Origin of the sequence: Streptomyces sp. NPDC008121, assembly GCF_042957155.1 — a bacterium.
Taxonomy (GTDB): Bacteria; Actinomycetota; Actinomycetes; order Streptomycetales; family Streptomycetaceae; genus Streptomyces.
In genome coordinates, this window is record NZ_JBIBHT010000009.1 from 219827 (window position 1) to 233603 (window position 13777).

At 73.9% G+C, this 13777-nt stretch carries 11 protein-coding genes; 8 read left to right on the forward strand and 3 right to left on the reverse strand.

Features of this window, described 5'->3' with window-relative positions; genetic code table 11:
* Positions 1-102: 102 nt before the first annotated feature.
* From ACFZBD_RS28390 to ACFZBD_RS28415, 6 genes are all read left to right on the forward strand, one after another.
* The gene (locus tag ACFZBD_RS28390; RefSeq protein ID WP_391144856.1) at positions 103-942 is read left to right on the forward strand and encodes a TrmH family RNA methyltransferase; all 840 of its coding nucleotides are present in this window, start codon (positions 103-105) and stop codon (positions 940-942) included.
* An 83-nt stretch (positions 943-1025) separates the two neighbouring features.
* The gene (locus tag ACFZBD_RS28395) at positions 1026-2150 is read left to right on the forward strand and encodes an ATP-binding protein (RefSeq protein WP_391144859.1); all 1125 of its coding nucleotides are present in this window, start codon (positions 1026-1028) and stop codon (positions 2148-2150) included.
* A 135-nt stretch (positions 2151-2285) separates the two neighbouring features.
* Positions 2286-3413 (forward strand): phenylalanine--tRNA ligase subunit alpha, encoded by a 1128-nt coding sequence (gene pheS / locus ACFZBD_RS28400; protein ID WP_391144861.1) that lies wholly within the window; start codon positions 2286-2288, stop codon positions 3411-3413.
* The gene (gene pheT, locus ACFZBD_RS28405) at positions 3413-5926 is read left to right on the forward strand and encodes a phenylalanine--tRNA ligase subunit beta (protein ID WP_391144864.1); all 2514 of its coding nucleotides are present in this window, start codon (positions 3413-3415) and stop codon (positions 5924-5926) included. The genes pheS and pheT overlap by 1 nt, the downstream gene beginning before the upstream one ends.
* A gap of 486 nt (positions 5927-6412) precedes the next feature.
* A complete protein-coding gene (locus tag ACFZBD_RS28410) occupies positions 6413-7753 on the forward strand; it encodes a transcriptional regulator (RefSeq protein WP_391144866.1) in 1341 nt (446 codons plus the stop codon).
* Between the two features lie 51 nt (positions 7754-7804).
* A complete protein-coding gene (locus ACFZBD_RS28415; protein WP_391144868.1) occupies positions 7805-8335 on the forward strand; it encodes an NUDIX domain-containing protein in 531 nt (176 codons plus the stop codon).
* A 159-nt stretch (positions 8336-8494) separates the two neighbouring features.
* Here the strand turns inward: ACFZBD_RS28415 and ACFZBD_RS28420 are convergent, their stop codons facing one another.
* Complete coding sequence (locus ACFZBD_RS28420; RefSeq protein WP_391144870.1) at positions 8495-9355, reverse strand: 3-hydroxybutyryl-CoA dehydrogenase; 861 nt, start codon at positions 9353-9355, stop codon at positions 8495-8497.
* A gap of 229 nt (positions 9356-9584) precedes the next feature.
* On the opposite strand from ACFZBD_RS28420, the gene ACFZBD_RS28425 reads away from it, so the two are divergent.
* Positions 9585-10703 carry a family 10 glycosylhydrolase gene (locus tag ACFZBD_RS28425; protein WP_391144871.1) on the forward strand — a complete coding sequence of 373 codons (1119 nt, stop codon included), beginning with the start codon at positions 9585-9587 and terminating at the stop codon, positions 10701-10703.
* A gap of 65 nt (positions 10704-10768) precedes the next feature.
* Here ACFZBD_RS28425 and ACFZBD_RS28430 read toward each other — a convergent pair whose 3' ends face one another.
* Together ACFZBD_RS28430 and ACFZBD_RS28435 are read right to left on the reverse strand one after the other, a co-directional pair.
* On the reverse strand, positions 10769-10957 hold the full coding sequence (locus ACFZBD_RS28430) for a DUF1918 domain-containing protein (protein ID WP_391144874.1): 189 nt from the start codon (positions 10955-10957) through the stop codon (positions 10769-10771).
* Positions 10958-11115: 158 nt separating this feature from the next.
* Complete coding sequence (locus tag ACFZBD_RS28435) at positions 11116-12144, reverse strand: EamA family transporter (RefSeq protein WP_391144876.1); 1029 nt, start codon at positions 12142-12144, stop codon at positions 11116-11118.
* Between ACFZBD_RS28435 and ACFZBD_RS28440 the strand changes: the two genes are divergently transcribed.
* The gene (locus ACFZBD_RS28440; RefSeq protein WP_391144879.1) at positions 12143-13579 is read left to right on the forward strand and encodes an aminotransferase class I/II-fold pyridoxal phosphate-dependent enzyme; all 1437 of its coding nucleotides are present in this window, start codon (positions 12143-12145) and stop codon (positions 13577-13579) included. The genes ACFZBD_RS28435 and ACFZBD_RS28440 overlap by 2 nt on opposite strands.
* Positions 13580-13777: the final 198 nt, after the last annotated feature.

Genomic DNA, 13777 nt, shown 5'->3' on the forward strand with positions numbered 1-13777 from the left:
GGGCCCGCCCGGGCCCGCTGAGCCCGCGTCCCGGACCGCCGCCGGCCGCCGCACCCCGCCTCGCACCCCTCTCGTACGGACGAAAAGAGAGCCGCCGACCCCATGGGCACCCCCGAGCTGATCTCCCCGCGTTCGCCGCGCGTCGTCGCCGCCCGGCGGCTCGCCAAGCGCAACTTCCGGGGCAAGGACCGCCTCTTCATCGCCGAGGGCCCGCAGGCCGTCCGCGAGGCCGTCGAACACCGCGGCGGCGCGGGCGAGCCCACCCTCGTCGAGCTCTTCACCACCGTCGAGGCCGCCGAGCGGTACGCCGGCATCGTCGACGCGGCCCGCGAGGCCGGAGCCCGCGTCCACCACGCCTCCGACGCGGTCCTCGCCGAGGTCTCCCAGACCGTCACCCCCCAGGGCCTGGTCGGCGTATGCCGCTTCCTCGACTCGCCGTTCGAGGAGATCCTGGCCGCCAGGCCCAAGCTGGTCGCCGTCCTCGCCCACGTCCGCGACCCCGGGAACGCCGGCACCGTCCTGCGCTGCGCCGACGCCGCCGGAGCCGACGCGGTCGTCCTCACCGACGCCTCCGTCGACCTCTACAACCCCAAGTCCGTCCGCGCCTCCGTCGGCTCCCTCTTCCACCTCCCGGTCGCCGTCGGCGTCCCGGTCGAGCAGGCCGTCGCCGGTCTGAAGAGCGCGGGCGTCCGCATCCTGGCCGCCGACGGGGCCGGTGAGGACGACCTCGACGACGAACTGGACGCCGGCACCATGGGCGGGCCCACCGCCTGGATCTTCGGCAACGAGGCCTGGGGTCTGCCCGAGGAGACCCGCGCCCTCGCCGACGCCGTCGTCCGCGTCCCGATCCACGGCAAGGCCGAGAGCCTCAACCTCGCGACCGCCGCCGCGGTGTGCCTGTACGCCTCCGCACGGGCCCAGCGGCCCCGAACCACCGCCTGAGGGGGTCCACTCCGTCACCTCCACCTAGTAGGGTGACGGGCTCGGGGGGCCCACTGCGCAACACGGAGGGGTGGGGGACGGGGATGACGGTCGGCACGGACAGGTCCACAGACGGGCGGGGCTCCGGCCCGCGTGCCTCCGAGCACGGCGCCCGGACCTGCGTCGACCCCGACGATCTGCCCGACGGTCTCGTCGTCGCCGACGCCACCGGCCGCGTCGTCTGCTTCAACGCCGCCGCCGCCCGCCTCACCTCCGTCCCCCGTGACGAGGCCATCGGCGCCCCCCTGGAGCAGGTCCTGCCCCTGGAGGACCTCAAGGGCCGCCGCTGGTGGACCCTCACCGACCCGTACGGCGGACTCGCCACCCGCCGCGGCCAGCCCGAGCGCAACCTGCTCCTCCCCGGCGGCCGCGAGATCCTCGTCTCCGCCCGCTACGTCCGCGAGCACCCCACCGGGCCCGTGCGCCGCGTCGTCGTCTCGCTGCGCGGCACCGAGGCCCGGCGGCGCACCGAACTCAGCCACGCCGAGCTGATCGCCACGGTCGCCCACGAGCTGCGCTCGCCCCTGACCTCCGTCAAGGGCTTCACGGCGACCCTGCTCGCCAAGTGGGAGCGGTTCACCGACGACCAGAAGCGGCTCATGCTGGAGACCGTCGACGCCGACGCCAACCGCGTCACCCGGCTCATCGCCGAACTCCTCGACATCTCCCGGATCGACTCCGGCCGCCTGGAGGTCCGCCGCCAGCCCGTCGACATCGCCGCCGCCGTCGGCCGCCACATCCAGGCCCTCACCGCCGGCGGCCAGTCGCCCGACCGCTTCTTCGTCCGCGTACGGCCGCAGCTGCCCGATTTGTGGGCCGACCCCGACAAGGTCGACCAGGTCCTCGGCAACCTCCTCGAAAATGCGGTGCGCCACGGCGAGGGAACCGTCACCATCGAGGTGGCACCCACCCGCGCCACCACCGACGGAGAGAAGGGAACGGCGGTCACCGTGAGCGACGAAGGCCCCGGCATCCCCGAAGAGTCGATGGGACGCGTCTTCACCCGCTTCTGGCGGGGGAGCAAGCGCGGGGGCACCGGCCTGGGCCTCTACATCGTCAAGGGCATCGTCGAGGCCCACGGCGGCACCATCACCGTCGGGCGCGGCCCCCGGGGCGGCGCCGAGTTCCGATTTATCCTGCCCGTGGGTGCCCCGGCCTATCTCGCCTGACGAGATCATCGGCCGCCCGGCCCGCCCACGGGCTCATCCGCGTCCTCGCACCCCGTTAGACTCGACCTTTGGCACGTTTGCGCCCTTGTCGTCGAGCGGGGCCGCCCAGCCAGCCAAACGGAAGCACGGGAAGAGATGTCCGCACCCAATAAGTCGTACGACCCGGTCGAGGTCGAGGCCTTGAAACCGGAAGAGATCGAGCGCATGCGGGACGAGGCGCTCGCCGCCTTCGCCGCCGCGGGTGACCTCGACGCGCTCGCACACGCGAAGACCGCGCACACCGGTGGCACCTCGCCGCTCGCGCTGGCCAACCGTGAGATCGGCGCCCTGCCGCCGCAGGCCAAGGCCGCGGCCGGCAAGCTCGTGGGCCAGGCCCGCGGCGTCGTCTCCAAGGCCCTCGCCGCCCGCCAGGCGGAGCTCGAGGCCGAGCGCGACGCCCGCGTCCTCGTCGAGGAGGCCGTCGACGTCACCCTGCCGTACGACCGCACCCCGGCCGGCGCCCGCCACCCCCTGACCACGCTCATGGAGCGGGTCGCCGACGTCTTCGTCTCCATGGGGTACGAGGTCGCCGAAGGCCCCGAGGCCGAGGCGGAGTGGTTCAACTTCGACGCCCTCAACTTCGTGCCGGACCACCCGGCGCGCCAGATGCAGGACACCTTCTTCGTCCAGGGCCCCGAGGGGACCACCGGCGACGAGTCCGGTGTCGTGCTGCGCACTCACACCTCCCCGGTGCAGGCCCGCACGCTCATCGACCGGGAGCCCCCGGTCTACGTCGTCTGCCCCGGCCGGGTCTACCGCACCGACGAGCTGGACGCCACGCACACCCCGGTCTTCCACCAGATCGAGCTGCTCGCCGTGGACGAGGGCCTGACCATGGCCGACCTCAAGGGCACCCTCGACCACATGGTCCAGGCGCTCTTCGGGCCCGACATGAAGACCCGGCTCCGCCCGAACTTCTTCCCGTTCACCGAGCCGTCCGCCGAGATGGACATGCTCTGCTACGTCTGCCGCGGCGAGTCCGTCGGCAACGCCGACCGGCCCTGCCGCACCTGCGGCAGCGAGGGCTGGATCGAGCTGGGCGGCTGCGGGATGGTCAACCCCAAGGTGCTCGTCGCCTGCGGTGTCGACCCGGAGAAGTACAGCGGCTTCGCCTTCGGGTTCGGAATCGAGCGGATGCTGATGTTCCGCCACAACGTCGATGACATGCGAGACATGGTCGAGGGTGACGTCCGGTTCACCCGGCCGTTCGGGATGGAGATCTGATGCGGGTCCCGCTTTCTTGGCTGCGGGAGTACGTCGACCTGCCGGCGACGGAGACCGGACGTGACGTCCAGGCCAAGCTCATCTCGGCAGGACTCGAGGTCGAGACCGTCGAGCGGCTCGGCGACGGACTGACCGGCCCGCTGGTGGTCGGCAAGGTCCTCACCATCGAGGAGCTGACGGAGTTCAAGAAGCCCATCCGCTTCTGCACCGTCGACGTCGGCCAGGCCAACGGAACCGGCGAGCCGCAGGAGATCATCTGCGGCGCCCGGAACTTCGCCGAGGGCGACAAGGTCGTCGTGGCCCTGCCCGGCGCCGTGCTCCCCGGTGACTTCCGGATCGCCGAGCGCAAGACGTACGGCCGGGTCTCCCGCGGCATGATCTGCTCCGGCGACGAGCTGGGCATGGGCGACGACGGCACCCACGGCATCATCGTGCTGCCGCCGGAGCACGAGATCGGCATCGACGCCACCGTCCTCCTGGAGCTGTACGACGAGGTCCTCGACATCGCCGTCACTCCCGACCGCGGCTACTGCCTCTCGATGCGCGGTGTCGCCCGCGAGGCCGCCATCGCCTACGGCCTGCCGCTGCGCGACCCGGCGCTCCTCGACGTGCCCGCGCCGAACTCGTACGGCTACCCCGTGCAGATCGCCGACCCGATCGGCTGCGACCGCTTCACCGCGCGCACCGTCGTCGGCCTGGAGCCGGAGGCGCGTACGCCGATCTGGATGCAGCGTCGTCTGCAAAAGGCCGGCATGCGTCCGATCTCGCTCGCCGTCGACATCACCAACTACGTGATGCTCGAGCTCGGCCAGCCCCTGCACGCCTACGACCGCACCCGGCTCGACGGGCCCATCGGGGTCCGCCGCGCCGAGCACGGCGAGAAGATCACCACCCTCGACGGCGCCGTGCGCGTCCTCGACGGCGCCGACCTGGTCATCACCGACAGCCGCGGGCCGATCGGCATCGCGGGCGTCATGGGCGGCGCCGACACCGAGATCGCCGACCACGCGGACGAGGCGGGCGCCACCACCGAGGTCGTCATCGAGGCCGCGCACTTCGACCCGATCTCCATCGCCCGCACGGCCCGCCGCCACAAGCTGGCCTCCGAGGCATCCAAGCGCTTCGAGCGCGGCGTCGACCCGCAGGCGGCGGCCGCCGCCGCGCAGCGGACCGTCGACCTGCTCGTGCTCCTCGCGGGCGGCACCGCCGAGGCCGGCGTCACGGAGATCCTGGCACCGTCCGCGCCCCGCACGGTCACCATGCCGGCGGACCACCCGGACCGGGTGGCGGGCGTGGGCTACGGCCGCGAGACCGTCGTCCGCCGCCTCCAGGAGATCGGCTGCGACGTCTACGGCCAGGACGAGCTGGTCGTCACCGTCCCGACGTGGCGCCCCGACCTGAACGAGCCGAACGACCTCGCCGAAGAGGTCATCCGCCTGGAGGGGTACGAGAACCTGCCCTCCACGCTGCCCAAGCCGCCGGCCGGCCGCGGGCTCACCGAGCGCCAGCGCACCCACCGCCGGGTGGGCCGCGCCCTGGCCGGCGCCGGCTACGTCGAGGCGCTGAACTACCCCTTCATCGGGGAGCAGGCCCTCGACCACCTCGGTCTCGACGCGGACGACGCCCGTCGCCGCCTCGTGAAGCTGGTGAACCCGATCTCGGACGAGGAGCCCGCGCTCCGCACGACCCTGCTCCCGGGTCTGCTCGCCGCGCTCCGCCGGAACGACAGCCGGGGCAGCCACGACCTGGCGCTCTTCGAGACCGGTACGGTCTTCCGCCCCGAGGGTGAGCCCGGCGTCGCCGTCCGGCTGCCCGTCGACCGCCGCCCCACCGAGGAGGAGATCGCCGAGGTCAACGCCGCGCTGCCCGCGCAGCCGCGCCGCGCCGCCGTCGTCCTCACCGGCGCGCGCGAGCAGGCCGGCTGGTGGGGCAAGGGCCGTCCGTCCGACTGGGCCGACGCGGTCGAGGCCGGCCGGACCGTGGCCGCCGAGGCAGGGGTCGAGCTGATCATCAGCGCCGACCGGCACGCCCCGTGGCACCCGGGCCGCTGCGCCGCGTTCCACGTCGAGGTGGACGGCGAGAAGGTCCTCGTCGGCCACGCCGGCGAGCTCCACCCGCGCGTGGTGAAGGCGTTCGGTCTGCCGGCGCGCAGCTGCGCGATGGAGATCGACCTGGACCTGCTGGAGCGGGCGTCCGAGGGCCCGCTGAAGGCCCCCCGGATCTCCTCCTTCCCGGTCGCCACCCAGGACGTCGCCCTGGTCGTCGACACCGCCGTCCCGGCCGCCACGGTCGAGACCGCGCTGCGCGAGGGCGCCGGTGAACTCCTGGAGGCCATCCGCCTGTTCGACGTCTACACCGGCGACCAGCTCGGCGAGGGCCGCAAGTCCCTGGCGTACGCCCTGAAGTTCCGCGCCACGGACCGCACCCTCACCGTCGAGGAGGCCACCGCCGCCCGCGACGCGGCGGTCTCCCTCGCCGCCGAACGCACGGGCGCCACCCTGCGCGGCGCCTGACGGTGAACCACCCCCGGAGGGGGCCGCCCCGGTGCACCACGCACGGGGGCGGCCCCCTCCGGCGTGCGGGGAGCGCCCTGCTCCGGCGCACCCGCGGCCGACTCGTCGACGACATGGTCCTGTCGGTCGTCCGCGACGACCGTGCCCGGGTGCCGGCGCAGCCCGCCGAACCCGGGCTGCGCCGTACCCGGCCCGCGCCCACCTCCCACCGGTGAGCACCCGGCGGGAGGAGGGTTCGGTGGGCCGGCGCCACCCGCCCCGCCACGGAGTGTCGGGCAGATCGGCGGGGCGGGCGGCGCGGGCGGGCCGCCGCACTTGCCAGAGGGGGAGTCGGCGGCCCGGTCGCCTTGCGGCGAGACGATCAGTCAACCGGTCCGGGACGTACGGCGGCAGAGTACGCGGACGGGAGAAACGGGCACTTCATTCACACCCCGTGCGAAACCGCCCTCCACTAATCTGAGCGCCACTGAGCCACCGGAGGGGCCCATGCTGCCCAACACCCTGCTCGACGCCGTCCTGGACGAGGCCGGCATGTCCCACGCCGGCCTGGCCGCCCAGGTGAACCGGGCGGGCCGCGCCCGGGGTCTCGCCCTGCGCTACGAACACACCGCCGTCGCCCGGTGGTTGAAGGGCCAGCGGCCGCGCGGGCAGGTGCCCGACCTGATCTGCGAGGTGCTGGCGGTCCGGCTGCGCCGCGCGGTCACCCTCGACGACATCGGACTCGGTGTGCCCGGCGCCGCCGCTCCGTCCCACGGCTCGCCGCTCTCGGGCTTCGTGGAGCGGGCCGCCGCCCTGTGGCGCTCCGACGAACAGCAGCGGACGCATCTGCTCGGGGCGCCGGCCGTCACCGGTACGCCAGCGGTGATGCCGGTGTGGGAGTGGGAGAACCCGCCGGAGGACGCCGACGTCTCCCGCGACGGGCCGACACGCGTCTCGATGGCCGACGTCACGATGCTCCGCGCGGCCCGTGCGCACTACGAGCAGATGTACCGCAAGGCGGGCGGCGTCGCGACCCGCGTGCGGATCGTCGGCTTCCTCAACTCCGCGACCGCGCCGCTGCTGCGCGGTGCGTACAGCGACGGTCTCGGCCGGGAGCTGCACCGGGCGACGGGCGGGCTGGTGGCGGTGGCCGGGATCTGCGCGTACGACTCCGACGCGCTCGGGCTCGCCCAGCGCTATTTCCATCAGGCGCTGCGGCTGGCGAAGGCGAGCGGCGACCGGGGGCTCGGCGCCTATGTGGTCGCGCTGCTCGTCAACCAGTCGCTGTTCATGGGGGAGTACCGGCAGGCGGTGGCGTTCGCCGAGGCGGCGCTGCGGTCGGCCGGGCGCCGGATCACTCCGGCGCTGGCCGCGGATCTCTCCGCGATGCAGGCGAAGGCCTACGCCCATCTCGGCGACGGGGCGGCGGCGTTGGCGTGCATACGGCGGGCGGAGGCGGAGGCGGAGCGGATCTGTCCGGTGCACGAGCCGGCCGAGACCGGCTACGTCCAGCCCGGGCTCGTCAATGTGCAGGTCGCCGAGGCGCTGCTCAGTCTGGGTGATCTCCCGGCGGCGCGGGAGCACGCGCAGGCGGCGGTGGGGACCCCGGCCCACGACCGGGGGAGGGTGCACCGGCTGGCGATGCTGTGCCAGATCGAGCTGCACCAGGGGGAGGCCGACCAGGCGGCGCGGACGGCGCGGGAGATGACGGAGGGGGCGCGGGGGATGGAGTCCCAGCGGCTGCGCGACCGGCTGCGGCTGGTGCGGGAGCACCTCCTCGCGAGCGACGGCGCGGACGCGCGGGAGGCGGCGGAACTCATCGATGGGGCCCTACGCGTTCCGCTGTGAGGTCCCGCCTGCTGCCATATTGCCACCGACCAATCGGAAGGTGGCAGAAACGTGCAGTGGACGAAACTAAGCGAACAATCGGTGTATGAGAACCGCTGGTTCCGGGTGAACCTCGCGGACGTCGAACTCCCGGACGGCCGCCGCCTCGACCACTATCTGATCCGGCTCCGGCCGGTCGCCGTCGCGACCGCCGTCAACGAGGCCAACGAGGTACTGATGCTCTGGCGCCACCGCTTCATCACCGGCAGCTGGGGCTGGGAGCTGGCCGCCGGTGTCGTCGAGGACGGCGAAGACCCCGAGGCCGCCGCCGCCCGCGAGATGGAGGAGGAGACGGGCTGGCGCCCCGGCCCCCTGCGCCATCTGCTCACGGTGGAGCCGTCCAACGGCCTCACCGACGCCCGGCACCACCTCTACTGGGCCGAGCACGCCACGTACATCGGCCCGCCCGAGGACGACTTCGAGTCCTCGCGCCGTGCGTGGATACCGCTCAAGCTCGTCCCCGACATGATCGCCAGGGGTGAGGTCCCGGCCGCCAACATGGCCGCCGGGCTGCTGATGCTGCACCACCTGCGCCTCGGCTGACCGCCCGCGCGCGGCCCCCGGGGCCCGCGCGCCGGGGCCGTCAGCCCGGCGCGCGCGGGGTCCGGGACGGCCGAACGGCCCGTACCTGTGCGGTGTACGGGCCGTTCGGCCGAGCGCGGGCCACGGGGCGCGGCGGGGCCGTTCGCGGGCCCCGGGGGCTCAGGGATACGGGTAGAAGCCCGAACCGGTCTTGCGGCCGAGCCGGCCCGCGTCCACCATCCGCTGCAGCAGCGGGGGAGCGGCGTACAGCGGCTCCTTGAACTCCGCGTACATCGAGTCCGCGACCGAGGCGACGGTGTCCAGACCGATGAGGTCGGACAGCTTCAGCGGCCCCATCGGGTGGGCGCAGCCCAGCTCCATGCCGTTGTCGATGTCCTCACGGCTCGCGATCCCGGACTCGAACATCCGGATCGCCGAGAGGAGGTACGGGATCAGCAGCGCGTTCACCACGAAGCCCGAACGGTCCTGGGCGCGGATGGCGTGCTTGCCCAGCACCTTCTCCACCATCGCCTGGGCACGGCTGATCGTGCCCTCGGAGGTGGTGAGGGCCGGGATCAGCTCGACGAGCTTCTGCACCGGGGCCGGGTTGAAGAAGTGGATGCCGATGACCTGGTCGGGCCGCGAGGTCGCCACGGCCAGCTTCACCAGGGGGATCGAGGAGGTGTTGGACGCCAGGATCGCGTCCTGCCGGGTCACCACCTGGTCGAGCACCTGGAAGATCTCGGTCTTGACCTGCTCGTTCTCGACCACGGCCTCGATGACGAGGTCCCGGTCGGCGAACTCGCCCAGGTCGGTGGTGAAGCTGAGCCGCGCCAGCGTGGCGTCGCGCTCCTCCTCGCTGATCTTGCCGCGTTCGGCGGCCTTGGCCAGCGAGTTGTAGAGCCGCGTGCGGCCGATCTCCAGCGCCTCGCCGGTGGTCTCGGCGACCATCACCTCGAGACCGCTGCGGGCACACACCTCCGCGATGCCCGCGCCCATCTGGCCGCAGCCCACCACTCCGACGCGCTCAATGTCGGCCATGGAGTCCGTCACCTCGTGCCTTTCGCTCTTCACTGGCGGCGGGCCCCGTGTGATTCCGGTGCGTCCGCCTCGACCCCACGACGTTACTCCGGTTGAGCGGATGATCGATCGTCCGGGGCGGGCATGCTCTGCCCGCGCACGTGTGACGTGTCCGACACCGGAGGGGTGAGGTATGGGACGTAACGGGAGAAGAGGGTCAGCGGCGGGCCGGTCGGGGGAGTTCCGCGGCATGTGGATCGCCACCATCGCGAACCGCGACTGGCCCTCCCGGAGCGGCCTGAGCGCCGACCGGCAGCGGGCGGAGCTCCTCGCCCACCTCGACACGGCCGTCGAGCGGCGGTTGAACACCGTCGTGCTCCAGGTCCGGCCGAGCGCCGACGCGTTGTGGCCCTCGCCGCACGAGCCCTGGGCGCAGTGTCTGACGGGGGTCCAGGGCCGTGACCCGGGCTGGGACCCCCTCGGCACGGCCGTCGAGGAGGCCCACCGGCGCGGTCTGGAGCTGCACGCCTGGTTCAACCCGTACCGTGTGGCGCATCACACGGACCCGTCACGGCTGGCGGCCGGCCATCCGGCCCGGCGGCACCCCGACTGGGTGCTCCCCTACGGCGGGAAGCTGTTCTACGACCCCGGCCGCCCCGAGGTCCGCCGCTTCGTCCAGGACGCGATGCTGGACGCCGTGCGCCGCTACGCCGTCGACGCCGTGCACTGGGACGACTACTTCTACCCGTACCCGGTGGCGGGCGAGGAGTTCCCCGACGACCCGGCGTACGAAAGGTACGGCGGGGACTTCCCGGACAAGGCCGCGTGGCGGCGGAACAACATCGACCTGCTGGTCTCCGAGACTTCCGCGCGGATCAGGGAGACGAGGGAGGGCGTCGCCTTCGGGGTCAGCCCCTTCGGGGTCTGGCGCAACGCCGCCACCGACCCGGAGGGCTCGGACACCCGCGGAGGCGTGCAGACGTACGACGACCTGCACGCCGACACTCGGAAGTGGATCAGGGAGGGCTGGATCGACCATGTGATCCCGCAGCTGTACTGGCACATCGGTCACGAGGCCGTCGACTACGCCAAGGCGCTCCCCTGGTGGGACGCGGTGGTGCGGGGCACCGGCGTCGGTCTCTACGTCGGGGAGGCGCTGTACAAGTGCGGTGCCTCAGGGCAGCCGTCCGCCTGGCAGGACGCGGGGGAGCTGTCCCGCCATCTGACGCTCGCCGGGCGGTACGCCGCCGTCGGCGGCCACTGCTTCTTCTCGGCGAAGGAGGTCGCGGCGGACCCCCTCGGGGCGATGACCGCCGTGGTGCGCGACCACTACCCCGAGCGGGGCGCGTCCGCCGCGCCCGCGCCCTGAACGCCGGCTGCGGATACCGACTCTGAACGCCGGCTCTGCACGCCGGCCCTGAATGCCGGAGGGTCTCAGCTCTTCTCGTGACGTACGACGGAGTCGGGGCCCGGTGACATCAGGGCCTCGTGTCCGTCGTCGAATCGCACGCGGTACGGGGGAGTGCCGTTCTCCCCCAGTACCTCCGTGATCTCGGCCGTACGGTCGTGCTTGCCGACGGTCCGGCCGTGCACCAGCAGTGTGTCGCCCACGCTCGCCTGCATCGGAGGGCCTCCTCGCGGCCGTCTTCCGCGTTGTCCGGGTCCTGCGGGCCGTCCGCGTCTTCCGGGCGGCCCGGAGCCGCTCCACGGTGGAGCCTCTGTCCGCCATTGTGTCGCGCGGCACCCTCCGCTGTCCTGTCGGCGGGGTTCCGCCCGCCGGGTCATCCCCTCGCGCGCTGGGTCACCGCGATGCAGACCAGGACCGCTCCGGCGGCGAGAGGGGCGGCCGGGGCGAGCCGCTCGCCGAGCAGGGACACCGACCACACCAGGGTCAGCAGCGGCTGGGCGAGCTGCAGCTGGCTGGCCTTGGGGATGCCGATGGCGGCCATGCCCCGGTACCAGACGTACAGGCCGAAGAAGGTCGAACCGGCCGCCACCCACACCAGGCCGATGACGCCGTGGGCGGTCAGCCGCACCGGTTCGAGGGAGAGGGCCACGACCGAGCCGACCGCCATCAGCGGCAGGCAGAGGATCAGGGCCCAGCCGATGACCTGCCAGCCGGGCATGGTCCGGGCGAGCCGGCCGCCCTCGGTGTAGCCGGCGGCGCAGACGAGCAGCGCGCCGAAGAGGTAGAGGTCTCCCGTGGAGAGGGCGCCGCCGCTCTGCTGGAGCGTGAAGGCGATGACGACGGCCGCTCCGGAGAGGGCCGCGATCCAGAACGTACGGGAGGGCCGGCGGCCGGTGCGGACGGCGGCGAACACGGCCGTGGTGAGCGGGAGCAGCCCGACGACCACCGCGGCGTGGGAGGTGGTCGAGGTCTGCAGGGCGAGCGAGGTGAGGAGCGGGAAGCCGACGACCACACCGCCGGCGACGACGGCGAGGCCGGCCCAGTGGCGCCGCTCGGGCAGCGGTACCCGCCTCGCCAGCAGGAAGGCGCCCGCGATGAGCGCGGCGAGGGTGGAGCGCAGGGCGACCAGGGACCACGGGCCGAAGCTCTCCAGACCCCAGGCGGTGGAGGGGAAGGTCAGCGAGAAGGCGACCACGCCCAGTGCGGCGAGGAGCGTGCCACGGGGCCGCGGGGAGGCGTCGGCGGCGGGGCCCGCGGAGGGGGCGGCCGGGGCGGGGCCGGCGGCGCGTCGCGCGGCGGGGGACCCGGTGGCGAGCCTCCCGGAGGCGGGATCGGCGGTGGCCTGCGGGGAGGTGTGAACCGCTATCCGTCCGGCGTTGGTAGCGCTATTCTGTGCTCTCATGCATGAGCGTAGCAGTGTGGGTGAACTGGCGAACTCTCTGAGGGCCGAGCTGAACCGCTACTCACCCGGCGGAAAGCTGCCGTCGAGTCGGGCGCTGGTGGAGCGCTACCGCGTCTCGCCGGTGACCGTCACCCGCGCCCTCGCCCAGCTCGCCGCCGAAGGCCTGGTCGTCACCCGCCCGGGAGCCGGCGCCTTCCGCGCGGAGCCCCGCCCACCGGCCCCCGTCACCGGCGACACCTCCTGGCAGGAGGTCACGCTCAGCGCGGACACCGCCACCGAGCTCGTGCCCCGCGCCGTCGACGCCTCGGGCGTGCTGGTCACCCTCTCCCCGCCGCCCCCGGGGGTCGTCGAGTTCAACGGCGGATACCTCCACCCCTCGCTCCAGCCGGAGCGGGCCATGGCCGCCGCCCTGGCCCGCGCGGGCCGGCGGCCCGGCGCCTGGGGCCGGCCGCCCACCGACGGCCTCCCCGAGCTCCGCCAGTGGTTCGCCCGCGAGATCGGCGGCACCGTCACCGCGGCCGAGGTCCTCGTCACCGCCGGCGGCCAGTCCGCGATCACCACCGCCCTGCGGGCCCTCGCCCCGCCCGGCAGCCCCGTCCTCGTCGAGTCGCCCACCTACCCGGGCATGCTCGCGGTCGCCCGCGCCTCCGGCCTGCGGCCCGTCCCGGTCCCCGCCGACGCCGACGGCGTCCGCCCCGAACTGCTCGAAGCCGCCTTCCGGGCCACCGGAGCCCGGGTCCTCGTCTGCCAGCCGCTCTTCCAGAACCCCACCGGCGCCGTCCTGCGGGGCGAACGGCGCGGCGAGGTCGTCCGGATCGCGCGCGCGGCCGGAGCCTTCGTCATCGAGGACGACTTCGCCCGCCGGCTCGTCCACGAGGACGCCGGCCCGCTGCCCGCGCCGCTGGCCGCCGAGGACCCTGACGGCGTCGTCGTCCACGTCTGCTCGCTCACCAAGGCCACCTCCCCGAGCCTGCGCGTGGGCGCCCTGGCCGCGCGCGGCCCCGTCCTGGAACGGCTCCGCGCCATCCAGGTCGTCGACAGCTTCTTCGTCCCCCGCCCCCTCCAGGAAGCCGCCCTCGAACTCGTCGGCTCGCCCGCCTGGAACCGTCATCTGCGCGCGGTGTCCCAGGAGTTGAAGAGCCGCCGCGACACGATGACCGCCGCCGTCGTCCGCCACCTCCCCGAACTGGCCCTGCCCCACGTCCCCGCCGGCGGCTACCACCTCTGGCTCCGCCTCCCCGGCGGCCTCTCCGAACCCGCCCTGCACGCTACCGCCCTGCGCACCGGCGTGGCCGTGGCGCCCGGCCGCCCCTACTTCTGCGCCGAACCGCCCGCCGGGCACCTCCGGCTCAGCTTCGCGGGCGTGGCCGGCCCCACCGAGATCGCGGAGGGGGTACGGCGGCTGCGGGCCGCCGTCGACGAACTCACCGCGTGACGAGGACACGCCCCGCCACGCCCACGCGGCCCGGTGGCGTCCCTCTCGCCCGCCACGCCCGCGCGGCCCGGTGGCGCCCCTCTCGCCCGCCACGCCCGCGCGGCCCGGTGACACCCCCTTGCCCGCACTGACGCCCCCTTGCCCGCCACGCCCACGCGGCCCGGTGGCGCCCCTCTCGCCCCGTGGCGTCACCGCCCC

Coding starts and splice junctions, on each gene's coding strand:
- ACFZBD_RS28390 (WP_391144856.1), top strand. CDS start 103: ATGGGCACCCCCGAGCTGATCTCCCCGCGTTCGCCGCGCGTCGTCGCC.
- ACFZBD_RS28395 (WP_391144859.1), top strand. CDS start 1,026: ATGACGGTCGGCACGGACAGGTCCACAGACGGGCGGGGCTCCGGCCCG.
- pheS (WP_391144861.1), top strand. CDS start 2,286: ATGTCCGCACCCAATAAGTCGTACGACCCGGTCGAGGTCGAGGCCTTG.
- pheT (WP_391144864.1), top strand. CDS start 3,413: ATGCGGGTCCCGCTTTCTTGGCTGCGGGAGTACGTCGACCTGCCGGCG.
- ACFZBD_RS28410 (WP_391144866.1), top strand. CDS start 6,413: ATGCTGCCCAACACCCTGCTCGACGCCGTCCTGGACGAGGCCGGCATG.
- ACFZBD_RS28420 (WP_391144870.1), bottom strand. CDS start 9,355: ATGGCCGACATTGAGCGCGTCGGAGTGGTGGGCTGCGGCCAGATGGGC.
- ACFZBD_RS28425 (WP_391144871.1), top strand. CDS start 9,585: ATGTGGATCGCCACCATCGCGAACCGCGACTGGCCCTCCCGGAGCGGC.
- ACFZBD_RS28430 (WP_391144874.1), bottom strand. CDS start 10,957: ATGCAGGCGAGCGTGGGCGACACACTGCTGGTGCACGGCCGGACCGTC.
- ACFZBD_RS28440 (WP_391144879.1), top strand. CDS start 12,143: ATGCATGAGCGTAGCAGTGTGGGTGAACTGGCGAACTCTCTGAGGGCC.
- ACFZBD_RS28435 (WP_391144876.1), bottom strand. CDS start 12,144: ATGAGAGCACAGAATAGCGCTACCAACGCCGGACGGATAGCGGTTCAC.